Here is a 14962-nt window from a genome sequence, read left to right as displayed (position 1 = left end):
GGGTTGTTCGGAATGGGATGCGGGTCAAGAACCCGAATTCGAGCTAACGAACAAGGATACCAACTGCTCGCAGGCGCTGGTCACCTCGTCGTTCACGATGACGATGTCGAACTCGTCACAGGCCGCCAATTCGGTCCGAGCCGTCTGCAATCGACGCTCGATGACCTCGGGCGATTCGGTCCCGCGCGAGGTCAGGCGGGACACCAGCTCATCCCAGCTGGGCGGGGCCAGGAAGACCAGGGCGGCCTCCGGCATGGACTTGCGAATCGAGCGTGCGCCTTCCAGGTCCACCTCGATCAGAACCGGGTGTCCGGACGCGAGCGCTGCTCGCACAGGTGCGGCCGGAGTACCCGACCGCTGCAATCCACCGTGGATATCGGCCCATTCGAGCAACTCGTCCGCCGTGATCATGGCGTCGAATTCCTCACGGGACACGAATCGGTAGTCGCGTCCATCCACCTCACCGGGCCGGGGGGCCCGGGTGGTGGCCGACACACTGAATACCAATTCGGGCAGCCGTTCACGCACGCAGCGCACAACGGTGGACTTACCGACGGCCGAGGGGCCGACCAGGACTACCAGTCGACCCTTCCGAGTGTGTTCGACCACCCTCGGATTATTCGGCGCTGAAGTCGAACCGGGCCAGCAGCGCCTTACGCTGCCGGTCGCCCAGTCCGCGCAGGCGGCGAGTGGGAGCGATCTCCAGTTCGCTCATGATTTCGGCCGCCTTGACCTTGCCTACCTTCGGCAGAGCCTCGAGCAGAGCCGACACCTTCATCTTGCCGAGAACTTCGTCCTTCTCGGCATCGGCAAGGACCGTCTTCAGATCGGTACCGCCACGCTTCAAGCGCTCCTTGAGCTCCGCCCGAGCGCGGCGAGCGGCAGCCGCCTTCTCCAAAGCAGCGGCGCGCTGCTCGTCAGTCAGCTGGGGAAGGGCCACGGTTCCTCCGTCTCATCGTTCATTGCTTGATCTACCTCCGGTAACCCGGTGGTCTCAGCGACCGTACCCACGACGCTTGTCGATTGCGAACCCACCCCCCAGGTCAGCGCGTGATTCCGGGCACGACCCCGCCGAACGGGCATCCTCGCGGACTGTCCCCGGACGGCTGCGACGATCCTACTCCGGGTGCCACGAATAGCCTTGCGGCCAGCGGTTTTTCACGTTCGAACCCAGGTTCGAAGAGGTGCGCCGAGGGTGGTGCGGAAACCGTGACCGAGCTGTAATCACGCGACCAGGATCTTTCTTGGATTCATCGGCGTGTCGCGCAAAAACTGCACCGCGTGTCGCGCTTCACAGCGGGTGGCCGGCGAGCACCGAACCGGTCGTACGGCTACCCGCCGGACCACGCTAAATGCCGCCTGGAGCGGTCCTGACGGGGTGAAAACACATCGGTGTAGTTCCCTGGACGCATCGGGGGCTCCCCGGCGGCAGCGGGGCACTGAGCGATCGTTCGCGAGACGGGAGCGATACGGGTCTTCCCGCGGCCCGGAGCCGCTTTGTCCGATTTCGCGGAGAGCGAACAATCCGGGCCGCGATCAGCGCATTTTCATACCGAGCGGTCAGTACTCGCAGAGCTCGATCAGGGTGCCTTCCGGGGCACGCAGGTGCATCACGCGCATGCCCCAGGCGGCCTGATCGGCGGGCTCGGAGACGAGGTCGACGCCGCGGGCGCGCAGGATCTTCGCCGCGGCGTCCACGTTCTCCACGCGCAGCACGATGACGACGCCGTCCACGTCCGGCCGCTGCCGGTGCTCGGCCCCGATGGCGGCGTCCAGGTACGCGCGGGTGAACAACGCGAGGTCGTTGCCCTGCACGGCGAAGCACGCGTACGGGCCGTCGTCGGAGCGCGGGGCATCCCCCGGAGCATCCTTGAGCGGCAGGCCCAGGACGTCGCGATAGAAGCGGAAGCTGGTGGCGAAATCGTCCACCAGAACACGAGTTTGGCCGTACGAGAGCAGGCCGAGTTCGTTATCGGACACGGGTCACACCTTTCACCTGGTTGCTGCTGTGCAGCCTAGTGAGACCCGGTGCCGGCTAGCGGGTTCCGGATTACGCCGCCGGCCAGATGTCCTTCAGGCGCGGGGCGAGCTCGTGCCCCTGGCGTACCCCGGCTTCGTGGGCCGGTATCAGCTGGGCCGGGTCGAAGACGTTCGGGCCGATGGCATCCGCATCGGGAACGATGGAAAACACTGTGCCGCTGCCGAGTTCGGCGTCCTTGGGCGAGCGCGGGAACAGGTGGGCGAGCGGTTCGACGATGACGATCATCTCGGCCCCCGCGGCGAGATCGGCATTGACGGGCGAGCGCAGGCCGCCGTCCATGTAATGGTGGCCGTCGATCGGGATGGGCGGGAAGACGGCGGGCGCGCAGGTGCTGGCGGCGACGGCCCGGTCCAGGGGGACGCCGTCGGCTTTGGTCAGCGCGCGGAATTCACCGTCGGTGACGTCGATGGCGGTGATGACCAGATCCCGGTCCGGCCATTCGGTCGCACCGGTGAGCCCGGCCATGCGCGCCACATGCGTTTCCGGGTCGCCGAGCGGCATTTCCAGCACCCGGGCTCCGGCCCGCTGCCAGGCTTCGGAGGCGCGGATTCCCGGTGTCATGAGAATGCCCAGCACTTCGGAGAAGGCCGCCATATCGAAGTTGATGGACGGGGTGTCGGGCGACGGCGGCGCCAGTACCCGGCCGATATCGCCGCCGCAGGCCAGGACGGTGCCGACGATGGAACCGGCCGAGGTGCCGATGATGCGGTCGGCCGCGCCCAGGTCGATCCCGGCCTCGCGCAGGGCCGTGACCAGCCCGGCCATCCAGCTCAGGCCGACCGCGCCGCCTCCACCGAGCACGAGGGCGTGACGAATTCCATTGGGCGGCATCGCATCGGACATGCCGCCACTGTAACCCGCCGCCGCCCCGGCCGGGCACGGCACCGGGAAATGCGGCGGGGACACGGCCCGCCGTGGGCCGTGTCCCCGTCACAAGCTTCGAATCAGCCTTGCAGGAAGGCGAATTCGGCGGCCAGTTCGGCCACTTTCTCCTGGAGCGCGGTCACCGACGGTCCGGCCTTGAGCACCTCGCGGGAGACATTGGGCAGCACCGCGCCCAAGTCGCTCGCGGGAACGAGTTTGCGGATGTCGTCCGCTCCCCCGCCCTGTGCGCCGACGCCCGGCATCAGGATCGGGCCGTTGAGCGCCGACAGGTCGGGCGCTTCGGTGAGGGTCGCGCCGACGACCACACCGACGGAACCGAATTCGGTTCCGGCGTTGGCCGCCGCCGCGTCGTCGACCATGCGCTGGGCGATGCTGCGGCCGTCCGGGCCGGTGATGCGTTGCAGCTCCGCCGCTTCCGGGTTGGAGGTGGCGGCGAGCACGAAGACGCCGCGGCCGTTGGCCCGCGCCAGCTCCAGAGCCGGTGCGAGGGAACCGAATCCGAGGTACGGCGACACCGTCACCGCGTCGGAGCCGAGCGGGCCGTCACCGAGCCAGGCGTGCGCGTAGGCATCCATGGTGGAGCCGATATCGCCGCGCTTGGCGTCGGCGAGCACCAGGGTGCCGGCCTCGCGCAGTTCGCCGATCGCCTCCTCCAGCACCATGATTCCGCCGGAACCGTAGGTCTCGAAGAACGCCACCTGCGGTTTGACCAGCGCGACCCGGCCCGCGAACGCTTCGACGCAGGCGTCGGCGAAGGCTTTGAGCCCGGTCACGTCCTCGGACAATCCCCAGGCCCGCAGCAGCGGCGGATGCGGGTCGATGCCCACGCACAGCGGACCGTGCGCGCGCATCGCTGCCCGCAGCCGCACACCGAAACTCGTCATGCTCAGCCTCGCAGGGTGGCGTGGAGTTCTTGCAGGGACCGCACGCCGATGCCGCCGTTGATGGTGGCCTCGATGCCCTGCACGGCCGCGGCCGCACCCTGCACGGTGGTGATGCACGGGATGTTCGCGCCGACCGCGGCGGTACGGATCTCGTAACCGTCCACGCGCGGGCCGTTGTTGCCGTACGGGGTGTTGAACACGATGTCGACGTCGCCGTCCTTGATCATGTCCACGATGCTGGGCTGATCGGTGGCGGCGTCGGACTGCTTGCGCACCCGCTCGCACGGAATGCCGTTGCGGCGCAGCATCTCCGCGGTGCCGTCGGTGGCCAGGATGCGGAAGCCGAGATCGTGCAGGCGCTTCACCGGGAAGACCATGGCGCGCTTGTCGCGGTTGGCGATCGAGACGAAGGCGGTGCCCTCGGTCGGCAGCGAACCGTAGGCGGCGGCCTGGCTCTTGGCGAAGGCGGTGCCGAAGTCGGCGTCGATGCCCATGACCTCACCGGTGGACTTCATCTCCGGGGAGAGCAGCGAGTCGATGCCGGTGCCGTCGGGGCGGCGGAAGCGGTGGAAGGGCAGGACCGCTTCCTTGACCGCGACCGGCGCGTCGAACGGGGCGTAGCCGCCGTCGCCCTCGGCCAGCAGCAGGCCCTCCTTGCGGAGTTCGGCGATGGTGGCACCCAAGGCGATGCGCGCCGCGGCCTTCGCCAGGGACACCGCGGTGGCCTTGGAGACGAACGGCACGGTGCGGCTGGCGCGCGGGTTGGCTTCGAGGACGTAGAGCACGTCGTCCTTGAGCGCGTACTGCACGTTCAGCAGCCCCTTGACCCCGATGCCCTTGGCGAGCGCGGCGGTGGAGCGGCGCACGGCCTCGATATCGCTGCGGCCCAGGGTGATCGGGGGCAGGGCGCACGCCGAGTCGCCGGAGTGGATACCGGCCTCTTCGATGTGCTCCATGACGCCGCCCAGGTACACCTCTTCGCCGTCGCAGAGCGCGTCGACGTCGATCTCGATGGCGTCTTCCAGGAACCGGTCGACCAGCACCGGGTGGTCCGGAGTGATCTCGGTGGCGCGGGAGATGTAGTCCTCGAGGGACTGCTCGTCGTAGACGATCTCCATGCCGCGCCCGCCGAGCACATAGGAAGGACGCACCAGGACCGGGTAGCCGATCTCGTTGGCGATCTTCTTGGCCTGCGGGAAGGTGGTGGCGGTGCCGTACTTGGGGGCCGGAAGACCGGCTGCGACAAGCACATCGCCGAACTCGCCGCGATCCTCGGCCAGGTCGATGGCGGCCGCCGAGGTGCCGACCACGGGCACGCCCGCATCGGTCAGGCGCTGCGCCAGGCCCAGCGGAGTCTGCCCGCCCAGCTGGCAGATGACGCCCGCGACGCTGCCCGACTCGGTTTCGGCGTGGTACACCTCGAGCACGTCCTCGAAGGTGAGCGGCTCGAAGTAGAGACGATCGGCGGTGTCGTAGTCGGTGGAGACGGTCTCGGGGTTGCAGTTGACCATGATGGTCTCGTAGCCCGCGTCCGAAAGGGTCTGCGCCGCATGCACACACGAGTAGTCGAACTCGATGCCCTGGCCGATGCGGTTCGGGCCGGAGCCCAGGATGATGACCTTCTCCCGCTCCCGCTGCGGCGCCACTTCGGATTCCGCGGCGGGGTCCAGCTCGTAGGCCGAGTAGTGGTACGGGGTCTTGGCCTCGAACTCGGCGGCGCAGGTGTCGACGGTCTTGTACACCGGGCGGATGCCGAGCCGGTGGCGCAGTTCGCGCACGCCGGCCTCACCCGCGAGTTCCGGTCGCAGCGCGGCGATCTGGCGATCGGAGAGGCCGTAGTGCTTGGCGTTGCGCAGCAGCGACTCGTCCAGCACCGGGGCGTCGATGATCTCCTGGCGCAGTTCCACCAATCCGGCGACCTCGGCCACGAACCACGGGTCGATGCCCGAGGCGGCGGCGACGTCTTCGATGCTCGCGCCCAGGCGCAGCGCCCGCTCCACCTGGTAGATACGGCCTTCGGTGGGCACCTTCAGGTCGTCGAGGACGGCCTGAACGTCGGTCCACTCGCCGTCGGGCAGCGTCCAGAAGCCGGTGGCCTTGGTCTCCAGCGAGCGCAGCACCTTGCCGAGGGCTTCGGAGAAGTTGCGGCCCATGGACATTGCCTCGCCGACCGACTTCATGGTGGTGGTCAGCGTGGTGTCGGCGCCCGGGAACTTCTCGAAGGCGAAGCGCGGAGCCTTGACCACGACGTAGTCGAGGGTGGGCTCGAAGCAGGCCGGGGTCTCGCCGGTGATGTCGTTGACGATCTCGTCGAGGGTGTAGCCGATGGCCAGCTTGGCGGCGATCTTGGCGATCGGGAAACCCGTTGCCTTGGAAGCCAATGCCGAGGACCGCGAGACGCGCGGGTTCATCTCGATGACGATCAGGCGACCGTCCTTGGGATCGACCGCGAACTGGATATTGCAGCCGCCGGTGTCGACGCCGACCTCGCGCAGAATCGCGATGCCGAGATCGCGCATCTTCTGGTATTCGCGGTCGGTGAGGGTCATGGCCGGGGCGACGGTGACCGAGTCACCGGTGTGCACGCCCATCGGGTCCACGTTCTCGATCGAGCAGACGATGACGACATTGTCCTTGCCGTCGCGCATGAGCTCGAGCTCGAATTCCTTCCAGCCCAGGATGGATTCCTCGATGAGCACGTTCGCGGTCGGCGAGGCAGCCAGGCCGCCGCCGGCGATGCGATCGAGATCCTCGTGGTTGTAGGCCATGCCGGAGCCCAGGCCGCCCATGGTGAAGGAGGGGCGCACGACGACCGGGAAGCCCAGTTCCGCAACGGTTTCGCGCACCTCGGCCATGGTGAAGCAGACCTTGGAGCGCGCCGACTCGCCGCCGACCTTGGCGACGATGTCCTTGAACTTCTGCCGGTCCTCACCGCGCTGGATGGCCTCGAAGTCCGCGCCGATCAGCTCGACGTTGTACTTCTCGAGCACACCGTTCTCGTGCAGTGCGACAGCGGCATTGAGCGCGGTCTGCCCGCCCAGGGTCGCCAGGATCGCGTCCGGGCGCTCCTTGGCGATGACCTTCTCGACGAATTCCGGGGTGATCGGCTCGACATACGTCGCGTCGGCGAACTCCGGGTCGGTCATGATGGTGGCCGGGTTGGAGTTGACCAGCGACACGCGCAGGCCCTCCGACCGCAGGACGCGACACGCCTGGGTTCCCGAATAGTCGAACTCACAAGCCTGGCCGATGACGATCGGGCCCGAGCCGATCACCAGGATGTGATTGAGGTCGGTACGGCGTGGCATCAGGCTCCTTCCATCAGCATGGCAAAGCGATCGAACAGGTAGGCGGCGTCGTGGGGTCCGGCCGCGGCCTCGGGGTGGTACTGCACGGAGAAGGCGCGGCCGTTGACCAGCTGTACGCCTTCGACGACACCGTCATTGGCGCAGACGTGGCTGACCTCGGCCTTGCCGAACGGGGTGTCGAAGACCTCGCCGCGTTCGCCTTCGAGGGCGAAGCCGTGGTTCTGCGCGGTGATGGAGATGCGGCCCGAATGATGTTCGATGACCGGCACATTGATGCCGCGGTGGCCGAACTTCATCTTGTAGGTGCCGCGTCCGAGCGCCCGGCCCAGGATCTGGTTGCCGAAGCAGATGCCGAACAGCGGCAGGTTCTCACCCAGGATTCCCTGGGTCAAAGCCACCTGCGCGTCGGCGGTGGCCGGGTCGCCCGGACCGTTGGACAGGAACACGCCGTTCGGGTTGAGTTCCTTGATCTGGTCCAGGGTCACGTTCGAAGGCACCACGTGCACCCGCATGCCGCGCTGGGCGAACATGCGCGGGGTGTTGGACTTGATGCCGAGATCGACTGCCACGACGGTGAATCGGTGCTCGCCGATCGGGTCGATGGTGTACATCTCGTCGGTCGAGACCTCACCGGCCAGGTCCGCGCCCAGCATCGAAGGCTGGCCGGTGACCCGGGCGAGCAGCTCCTCGTAGTCGGCGAGGGACTCACCGGAGAAGATGCCCGCCTTCATGGAACCGGAGTTGCGCAGGTGCCGCACCAGCGCGCGGGTGTCGATACCCGCGATGCCGACGACGTTCTGGTTCTCCAGCTCGGTCTGCAAGCTGCGGTTGGCGCGCCAGTTGGAGACGCGGCGCGAGGGGTCGCGCACGGCGTATCCGGCGACCCAGATCTTCGAGGATTCGTCGTCCTCGTCGTTCCAGCCCGTATTGCCGATCTGCGGGGCCGTGGCCACCACGATCTGCCGGTCGTAGCTCGGATCGGTGAGGGTTTCCTGGTAGCCGGTCATGGCCGTGCAGAAAACCGCTTCACCCAAAGTCTGTCCGACGGCGCCGAAGGTCGAGCCGCGGAAAACGCGTCCGTCCTCGAGCACCATCACGGCACTGGTGTCCCCCAGCCCGCCCTTATCGCCGCTCATGCCTCTGCCTCGTCTCCCGTCATCGCACCCGTCCAGGCCGGGTACACCGTCTTGTCGTCTCCGCGGAAACCGGTATCCACCTCGGTTCCCGTCGGCAATTTCCAGCGAATGACCAGCACACCATCTGCCGTCATCACCTTGCCCGCATGCCCGCGTTCGGCGCGGACCGCCGTTATGGATTCCTCGGGAATCCAGATCGGCCCCGTCCCGTCCCGCTCGAGCAAGATGCCGCGCTCGAAGCGGGTGAGTTCCGCTGTGGCCCGGAAGCCCAGGTCGCCCACCGTGATTCGCTGAATCCAGCTGGGGGCCAGGGTGCTGCCGAGATACATCCCGGTGGTCGGTTCGAGCAGTTGCGCTCCGCAATCACCCGGCACCGCGGGCAGCTCGCCGATCGCCGCCGCCTGTCGCTGGGCTCGCCCGTTCCAGGCTCGATACATGCCCCAGATGCTCAGCACAAACAGTGCGAGCATTCCGACCACCCACAGCGTTCGCTCCATTACGGACCTCCTCGGTTCCCCACCCGCCGGTCGCCACCGGCGAAGACCTCGTCGCCACCGCGCGGCGCGGCGGCCACCCCGTCCCGGGCGGTGATCCGGCCGCGCAGGAAGGTGGTGGTCACCTTCGCGGGCAGGGTCATCGACTGGAAGGGGGTGTTGCGGGAGATCGAGGCCAGGTTCTTCGCCTCGACCGTCCACTCGGCATTCGGATCGACCAGCGTCAGGTTGGCGGGTTCGCCCACGGCCAGCGGCCGGCCCTGATCGTCGAGTCCGACAATGCGTGCCGGGTTCTCGCTCATCACCCGGGCGACGCCGCGCCAGTCGAGCAGGCCCGGGTTGACCATGGTCTGCACGATGATCGAGAGCGCGGTCTCCAGGCCGAGCATGCCGGGGCGGGCGGCCGCGAACTCGCAGCACTTGTCCTGCTCGGCGTGCGGGGCGTGGTCGGTGGCGACACAGTCGATGACGCCCTCGGCCAGGGCCTGGCGCAGCGCGGCCACGTCGGAGGATTCGCGCAGCGGCGGGTTGACCCGGTTCACCGCGTCGTAGGTCTCCAGGCGCGAGTCGTCCAGGAGCAGGTGGTGCGGGGTCACCTCGGCGGTGATCGAAATCCCTTGGGCCTTGGCCCATTTCAGGAGTTCGACGGTGCCTGCGGTGGAGGCGTGGCAGATGTGCACGCGCGCCCCGGCATCGCGGGCCAGCAGCGCGTCCCGCGCCACGATGGATTCCTCGGCGGCACGCGGCCAACCGGCCAGGCCCAGGCGGGCGGCGTTCGGACCCTCGTGCGCCACAGCACCCTTGGTGAGGCGCGGCTCCTCGGCGTGCTGCGCGATGAGCACGCCCAGGGTGTTCGCGTATTCGAGGGCGCGGCGCATGATCAGCGGGTCGTAGACGCACATGCCGTCGTCGGAGAACATGCGGACGTTGCCGACACCCGCTGCCATGGTGCCCATTTCGGCGAGCTGCTTGCCTTCGAGGCCGACGGTGACCGCACCCACCGGATACACGTCGACCAGGCCGACTTCCTGGCCGCGCCGCCACACGTGATCGGTGACGACCACCGAATCGGCGACCGGGTTGGTGTTGGCCATGGCGAACACGCCGGTATAGCCGCCGAGAGCCGCTGCGGCGGAACCGCTTTCGATGGTCTCGGTGTCTTCCCGGCCCGGCTCGCGCAGGTGCGTGTGCAGGTCGATGAAGCCGGGCAGCAGCACCTGTCCGGTGGCGTCGATGACCTCGGCCTCACCGGCCGCGATACCGCTGCCGATCTCGGCGATCTCTCCGTCGGCCAGCAGCACGTCGACCGGGTCGCCCTCACCGTAGAGACGGACGTTATGAATAAGGATCTTGCTCATGCCACCACCTCGTCGGTTCCGGCCAGCAGGCGGAAGAGCACCGCCATGCGCATATGGACACCATTGTTGACCTGTTGCAGCACAGCGGCTTTCGGCGAATCGGCGACCGCCGGGGCGATCTCCATACCGCGCAGCATGGGGCCGGGGTGCAACACCACCGCATGCTCGTCGAGCATCTTCAGGCGACGCTCGTTCATGCCGTAGTTGATCGAGTATTCGCGTGCCGACGGGAAGAAGCCGCCGTTCATGCGCTCGGCCTGCACACGCAGCATCATGACCGCGTCCGCGCCCGGCAGTTCGGCATCGAGAGAATTGGAGACGCGCACCGGCCACGCTTCGACACCGACCGGCAACAGGGTGCGCGGGGCGACCAGCACGACCTCGGCGCCAAGAGTGCTGAGCAGGAACGCATTCGAGCGCGCGACCCGGCTGTGCAGGATGTCGCCGACCAGCACCACCCGCTTGCCCTCCAGGTCGCCGAGGCGCTGACGCAGGGTCAGGGCATCAAGCAGCGCCTGGGTCGGGTGCTCGTGCATGCCGTCACCGGCATTGATGATGGCCGGGCCGGGGCCCGCGTAACCGCTTGCGCCGTCGTTCATCTCGTGGAACCAGCGCGCGATCTGATGCGCCGCACCGGAGGCCGGATGCCGCACGATGAGCGCGTCCGCGCCCGCCGCGTGCAGGGTCAGCGCGGTATCGCGCAGCGACTCGCCCTTGGAGACAGAGGAACTCGACGCGCTCACATTGATGACGTCGGCGCTCATCCACTTGCCGGCCACCTCGAAGGAGACCCGGGTGCGGGTGGAGTTCTCGAAGAACACCGTCATGACAGTGCGCCCGCGCAGCGTCGGCAGCTTCTTGACCTCCCGGCCCAGCAGCGCCTGCTCGAACCGTTCGGCGTCATCCAGCAAACCGGTGGCAGTGTCGCGGTCCAGATCGGTGACCGACAGCAGATGCCTCACAGTTCGCCCTCCTGACGCAGGTACACACCATCACGACCGTCGTGCTCACGCAGCAGCACCGAGATGTCCTCGGTGCGCGAGGTGGGCACGTTCTTGCCTACGTAGTCCGCGCGGATCGGCAGTTCCCGATGCCCGCGGTCGATCAGCACCGCCAGCTGCACCGCACGCGGGCGGCCCAGATCGCGCAGTCCGTCCAGGGCGGAGCGGACCGTGCGGCCGGAGAACAGCACATCGTCGACCAGCACCACCAGCGCGTCCTCGATCCCGCCCTCCGGCACCGAGGTGCGTTCCAGCGGGCGATGCGGCTTGCTGCGCAGGTCATCGCGGTAAAGGGTGATGTCCAGGGATCCGACGGCGGGGCGCACCCCGGCGAACTCCTCGATCTTCGCGGCCAGTCGATTGGCCAGCGTGGTTCCGCGCGTGGGGATTCCGATGAGCACGACGCGCGGGACAGCCGGATCGGCGGAATCGACGGCGGTCTTCTCGATGATCTGGTGCGCCATGCGGGCGATGGTGCGGCCGACATCCGAATCCGACAGCAGCTCACGACCGGCATTGATCTGCTCGGGATCGTGCCGCTGCGAATGCTCGGCAGCGCTCGACTTGGCAGCCCGATCTTCGGGCACAGCCATGCCGACCTCCTTCCCCGCCTCACTGGACGGTCCGTTAAAGGATGTCTTTCGAGTGGTCACCCTAGCAGCGCCGCCGGACCGGCCCGCCGCCGCACCCCCTCGGCAACCGCGCCACCGCGAGTCCCGCAGCGCCGCTACGACCAGCAGGAATCCTTCCTACCGGCAGCAACCGCTATCGGGCAGCTATGCGCAACATCGGGCGCTGTGGCCAGGTTCACGCCCCCGCTTCGTCATCCCGGCATGCTTTCAGCCGGGATCCACACCCCAGCGAACCGTGTGGATTCCGGCCGAAACCGCGCCGGAATGACAGGGGAAGCCCGCGCACCGGAATCAAAAGGGAGCCCGCCCGCCGGAATGACGGGGGAAGCCCCGCGCCGGTTTTGACGCGGGCAGCGGAAGGCTTGGAAGCGACGCCGTTCATGAGCCGGCCGGGGTGCGGCGGTCGAAGACGAGCGGGCGGGCGATGCGCAGGGCGGTGGCCACCGCGCCCAGCAGGACGGCGTCGTCACCGAGGTGACTGGCGGCCACGGTCGGGCGGAGCGGGGTGGTGCGTTGCAGGGTGGTGCGTACTTGATCGAGGAGGAGATCGGCGCTGTGGCCCAGACCGCCGCCGACGATGATCAGGTCGGGATCGAGGACGGCGGTGACCGCGGCGACCACCAGGGCGATGCGCTCGCCTTCGGCGCGCACCACCTCGACCGCCACGGGGTCGCCTCTGCGGGCGGCATCGAAAACAGTCTTCGCGGTGAGGCGGCCGGTCATGCCGCGTTCGCGGGCCGCCCGCACCACGGCGTCGGCGGAGACAGCTTCTTCCAGCGCGCCGCGCCGCGAGGCGGTCGCGTTGGTGTCACCGAAGGCGGCGGGCAGGAAACCGACTTCACCGGCCGCACCGTGGGCTCCGGTGAAAAGCTCTCCGCGCGAGACGATTCCGACGCCCAGGCCGGTGCCGATCAGGACATAGACGAACAGGCGGCTGCCCTGACCCCCGCCGAAGGCATACTCCCCCAGCGCCGCCAGATTGGCGTCATTGTGCATGGACAGTTCGGGTCCGCCGAGCCGGTCGCGGATTTCGTCGAGTACGCCCGCGCGGCCCCAGCCGGGGAGGTTGACGGCGTAGTGCACGCGGCCGTCCTGCGGATCGAACACGCCCGGGCTGCCTAGAGCGGCGTGCACGACGCGGTCGATGGGAATCTCCGCTTCGCTCAACGTTTCCCGCGCGGCCTCGACGGCGATCTGCGCGAGCGCGGTGGCATTGCGGGCGCGATTGGGAACGTCTATGCGGGACAGCACCTTTCCCGACATGTCCGCCACCGCGGCCCGCAACCGCGCCCGGCCCACATCGATGCCGAGCACATAGCCGGCGGTGGGGTCCGGCTCGTACAGCACCGCGGTGCGCCCGCGTTCGGGCACGACGGTGCCCATCTCCCGGACCAGGCCGTGCGCTTCGAGCGCCGCCAGTGCACTGGACACCGTCGGCTTGGACAGCCCGGTATCGCGGGCGAGTTGCGCGCGGGAGGCCGCACCGGTGGCGCGCAACTGTTCGAGCAGCAGCCATTCGTTGTTGCTGCGCAAACGCTGCCTGTTCCAAGGGACTTCGTCCACAACCCTCCGATCCCGATCCGCTGTGGAGCCGACTGTAGACAATCGGGCCCACCCCTTGACTGAAATAGTAAAGGAATTTAACTTTACAAAACCCATATGCCCTCCCCCCAGCGCCACCGGAGGAAGCCATGACCGGCCCCAGCACGCTCCCCAGAAAGATCGGCCTGTTCCAGGCCACCACCATCAATATGAGTCAGATGGTCGGCATCGGGCCGTTCGTCACGATTCCCCTCATGGTCGCCGCCTTCGGCGGACCGCACGCCGTGCTCGGCTTCGTCGCGGGCGCGATACTCGCCCTCGCCGACGGGCTGATCTGGGCCGAACTCGGCGCCGCCATGCCCGGCGCGGGCGGCACCTACGTGTACCTGCGCGAGGCGTTCCAGTACCGCACCGGACGGCTGATGCCGTTCCTGTTCGTCTGGACCGCAATACTTTTCATTCCCTTGATCATGTCGACCGGAGTGCAGGGGCTCGTGCAGTACCTGACCTATCTGTGGCCGTCCATGACCACCGGGCAGGGCGATATCGTCGGGCTGGCCGTGGTGGCGCTGGTGGTATTGCTGCTCTGGCGCAAGGTGGAGAGCATCGGGCGGATCACCGTGGTGATGTGGGCGGTCATGATCGTTTCGGTGGCGGCGGTCATTCTCGCCGCCTTCACACACTTCGATGCGGGCATGGCCTTCGATTGGCCTTCCGGCGCAATCGATCTGGGCAGCAACACCTTCTGGCTGGGCTTCGCCTCGGGGCTGACCATCGGCATCTACGACTACCTCGGATACAACACCTCGGCGTATCTCGGTGCGGAGCTGAAGGATCCGGGCCGGGTGCTGCCGCGCTCCATCGTGACGGCCATCGTCGCGGTGATGGCCATCTATCTGTGCATGCAGATCGGCGTGCTGGGCGTGATCGACTGGCACGACCTGCTCGATCCGGGCAATGTGGCCTCGCAGTCAGTGGCCTCGGCGGTGCTGGAGACGACCATCGGCAAGGGAGCCGCGCAGGTGGTGACCGTGCTGATCCTGGTGACCGCCTTCGCGTCGGTGTTCGCCGGGCTGCTGGGCGGTTCGCGAGTGCCGTTCGACGCGGCACGCGACGGGGTGTTCTTCCGGTCCTTCGGGCGACTGCATCCCAAGCATCAGTTCCCGATGCTCGGACTGATCGTGATGGGCGCGGTCACCGCGGCGGGGTTCGTCTTCGCGCGGCACCTCGGCACCTCGGCGGCCCATCCCCCGCTGGCGGTGCTCATCTCCCTGCTGACCACGGTGATGGTGATCGTGCAGGCGTTCGCGCAGATCGCGGCGCTGGTGGTGCTGCGCCGCCGGCAGCCCGCTTTGGCGCGGCCGTACAAGATGCTGCTGTATCCGCTGCCCGCGGTGGTGGCGGCCGTCGGCTGGGCGGTCATCTACGGGTACGCCGACAAGGCGAATCCGGGCGTGCATCCGATCGAATGGTCCCTGGCCTGGGTGGGCATCGGCCTGGTGTCGTTCCTGATCTGGGCGCGCGTCGAGAAGACCTGGCCGTTCGGCCCCAAGGAGATCAACGAGCGATTCAGCGACCCCGCACCCGCGCCGATCGCCTGATCGATCGTTGCGCAATCTTTCAGCAAATTTAGGCTTATGATCCAATTCGTTTGGCTTGTCTTGATTGTCCGGGATCCATC

At 67.8% G+C, this 14962-nt stretch carries 13 protein-coding genes; 1 reads left to right on the top strand and 12 read right to left on the bottom strand.

Annotated elements, in window-relative coordinates; all coding sequences use genetic code 11:
* Nucleotides 1-24 precede the first annotated feature (24 nt).
* From gmk to NI1_RS03940, 12 genes are all read right to left on the bottom strand, one after another.
* Nucleotides 25-609: a guanylate kinase gene (gene gmk / locus NI1_RS03995; RefSeq protein ID WP_067814085.1), complete on the bottom strand. Its 585-nt coding sequence runs from the start codon at nucleotides 607-609 to the stop codon at nucleotides 25-27.
* A gap of 7 nt (nucleotides 610-616) precedes the next feature.
* Nucleotides 617-940: an integration host factor, actinobacterial type gene (mihF, locus tag NI1_RS03990; protein ID WP_033086940.1), complete on the bottom strand. Its 324-nt coding sequence runs from the start codon at nucleotides 938-940 to the stop codon at nucleotides 617-619.
* A gap of 620 nt (nucleotides 941-1560) precedes the next feature.
* Nucleotides 1561-1980: a VOC family protein gene (locus NI1_RS03985; protein ID WP_084522516.1), complete on the bottom strand. Its 420-nt coding sequence runs from the start codon at nucleotides 1978-1980 to the stop codon at nucleotides 1561-1563.
* 70 nt (nucleotides 1981-2050) lie between these two features.
* Entirely contained in the window at nucleotides 2051-2884 is an 834-nt protein-coding gene (locus tag NI1_RS03980; protein ID WP_157534935.1) for a patatin-like phospholipase family protein, read from the bottom strand.
* A gap of 101 nt (nucleotides 2885-2985) precedes the next feature.
* Nucleotides 2986-3810 carry an orotidine-5'-phosphate decarboxylase gene (gene pyrF / locus NI1_RS03975; protein WP_067814083.1) on the bottom strand — a complete coding sequence of 275 codons (825 nt, stop codon included), beginning with the start codon at nucleotides 3808-3810 and terminating at the stop codon, nucleotides 2986-2988.
* Between the two features lie 2 nt (nucleotides 3811-3812).
* Nucleotides 3813-7118 carry a carbamoyl-phosphate synthase large subunit gene (gene carB / locus NI1_RS03970; RefSeq protein WP_067814081.1) on the bottom strand — a complete coding sequence of 1102 codons (3306 nt, stop codon included), beginning with the start codon at nucleotides 7116-7118 and terminating at the stop codon, nucleotides 3813-3815.
* Complete coding sequence (carA, locus tag NI1_RS03965; RefSeq protein WP_067814079.1) at nucleotides 7118-8254, bottom strand: glutamine-hydrolyzing carbamoyl-phosphate synthase small subunit; 1137 nt, start codon at nucleotides 8252-8254, stop codon at nucleotides 7118-7120. The genes carB and carA overlap by 1 nt, the downstream gene beginning before the upstream one ends.
* Nucleotides 8251-8751 carry a PH-like domain-containing protein gene (locus NI1_RS03960; protein WP_067814077.1) on the bottom strand — a complete coding sequence of 167 codons (501 nt, stop codon included), beginning with the start codon at nucleotides 8749-8751 and terminating at the stop codon, nucleotides 8251-8253. Before NI1_RS03960 ends, carA begins: the two co-directional genes overlap by 4 nt.
* Complete coding sequence (locus NI1_RS03955) at nucleotides 8751-10106, bottom strand: dihydroorotase (protein WP_067814075.1); 1356 nt, start codon at nucleotides 10104-10106, stop codon at nucleotides 8751-8753. The genes NI1_RS03960 and NI1_RS03955 overlap by 1 nt, the downstream gene beginning before the upstream one ends.
* The gene (locus tag NI1_RS03950; RefSeq protein WP_067814073.1) at nucleotides 10103-11068 is read right to left on the bottom strand and encodes an aspartate carbamoyltransferase catalytic subunit; all 966 of its coding nucleotides are present in this window, start codon (nucleotides 11066-11068) and stop codon (nucleotides 10103-10105) included. The genes NI1_RS03955 and NI1_RS03950 overlap by 4 nt, the downstream gene beginning before the upstream one ends.
* Nucleotides 11065-11700, bottom strand: coding sequence for a bifunctional pyr operon transcriptional regulator/uracil phosphoribosyltransferase PyrR (pyrR, locus tag NI1_RS03945; protein WP_067814071.1), 636 nt, complete (start codon nucleotides 11698-11700; stop codon nucleotides 11065-11067). Before pyrR ends, NI1_RS03950 begins: the two co-directional genes overlap by 4 nt.
* 417 nt (nucleotides 11701-12117) lie before the next feature.
* A complete protein-coding gene (locus NI1_RS03940) occupies nucleotides 12118-13302 on the bottom strand; it encodes an ROK family transcriptional regulator (protein WP_067814069.1) in 1185 nt (394 codons plus the stop codon).
* 128 nt (nucleotides 13303-13430) lie between these two features.
* On the opposite strand from NI1_RS03940, the gene NI1_RS03935 reads away from it, so the two are divergent.
* Nucleotides 13431-14882 (top strand): APC family permease, encoded by a 1452-nt coding sequence (locus NI1_RS03935; RefSeq protein ID WP_067814067.1) that lies wholly within the window; start codon nucleotides 13431-13433, stop codon nucleotides 14880-14882.
* The last annotated feature ends 80 nt before the right edge of the window (nucleotides 14883-14962 follow it).

Source organism: Nocardia inohanensis NBRC 100128 (assembly GCF_001612945.1).
Taxonomy (GTDB): domain Bacteria; phylum Actinomycetota; class Actinomycetes; order Mycobacteriales; family Mycobacteriaceae; genus Nocardia; species Nocardia inohanensis.
Note: the sequence above shows the minus strand (reverse complement) of the source record. Positions and strands in the feature narration are given on the sequence as shown.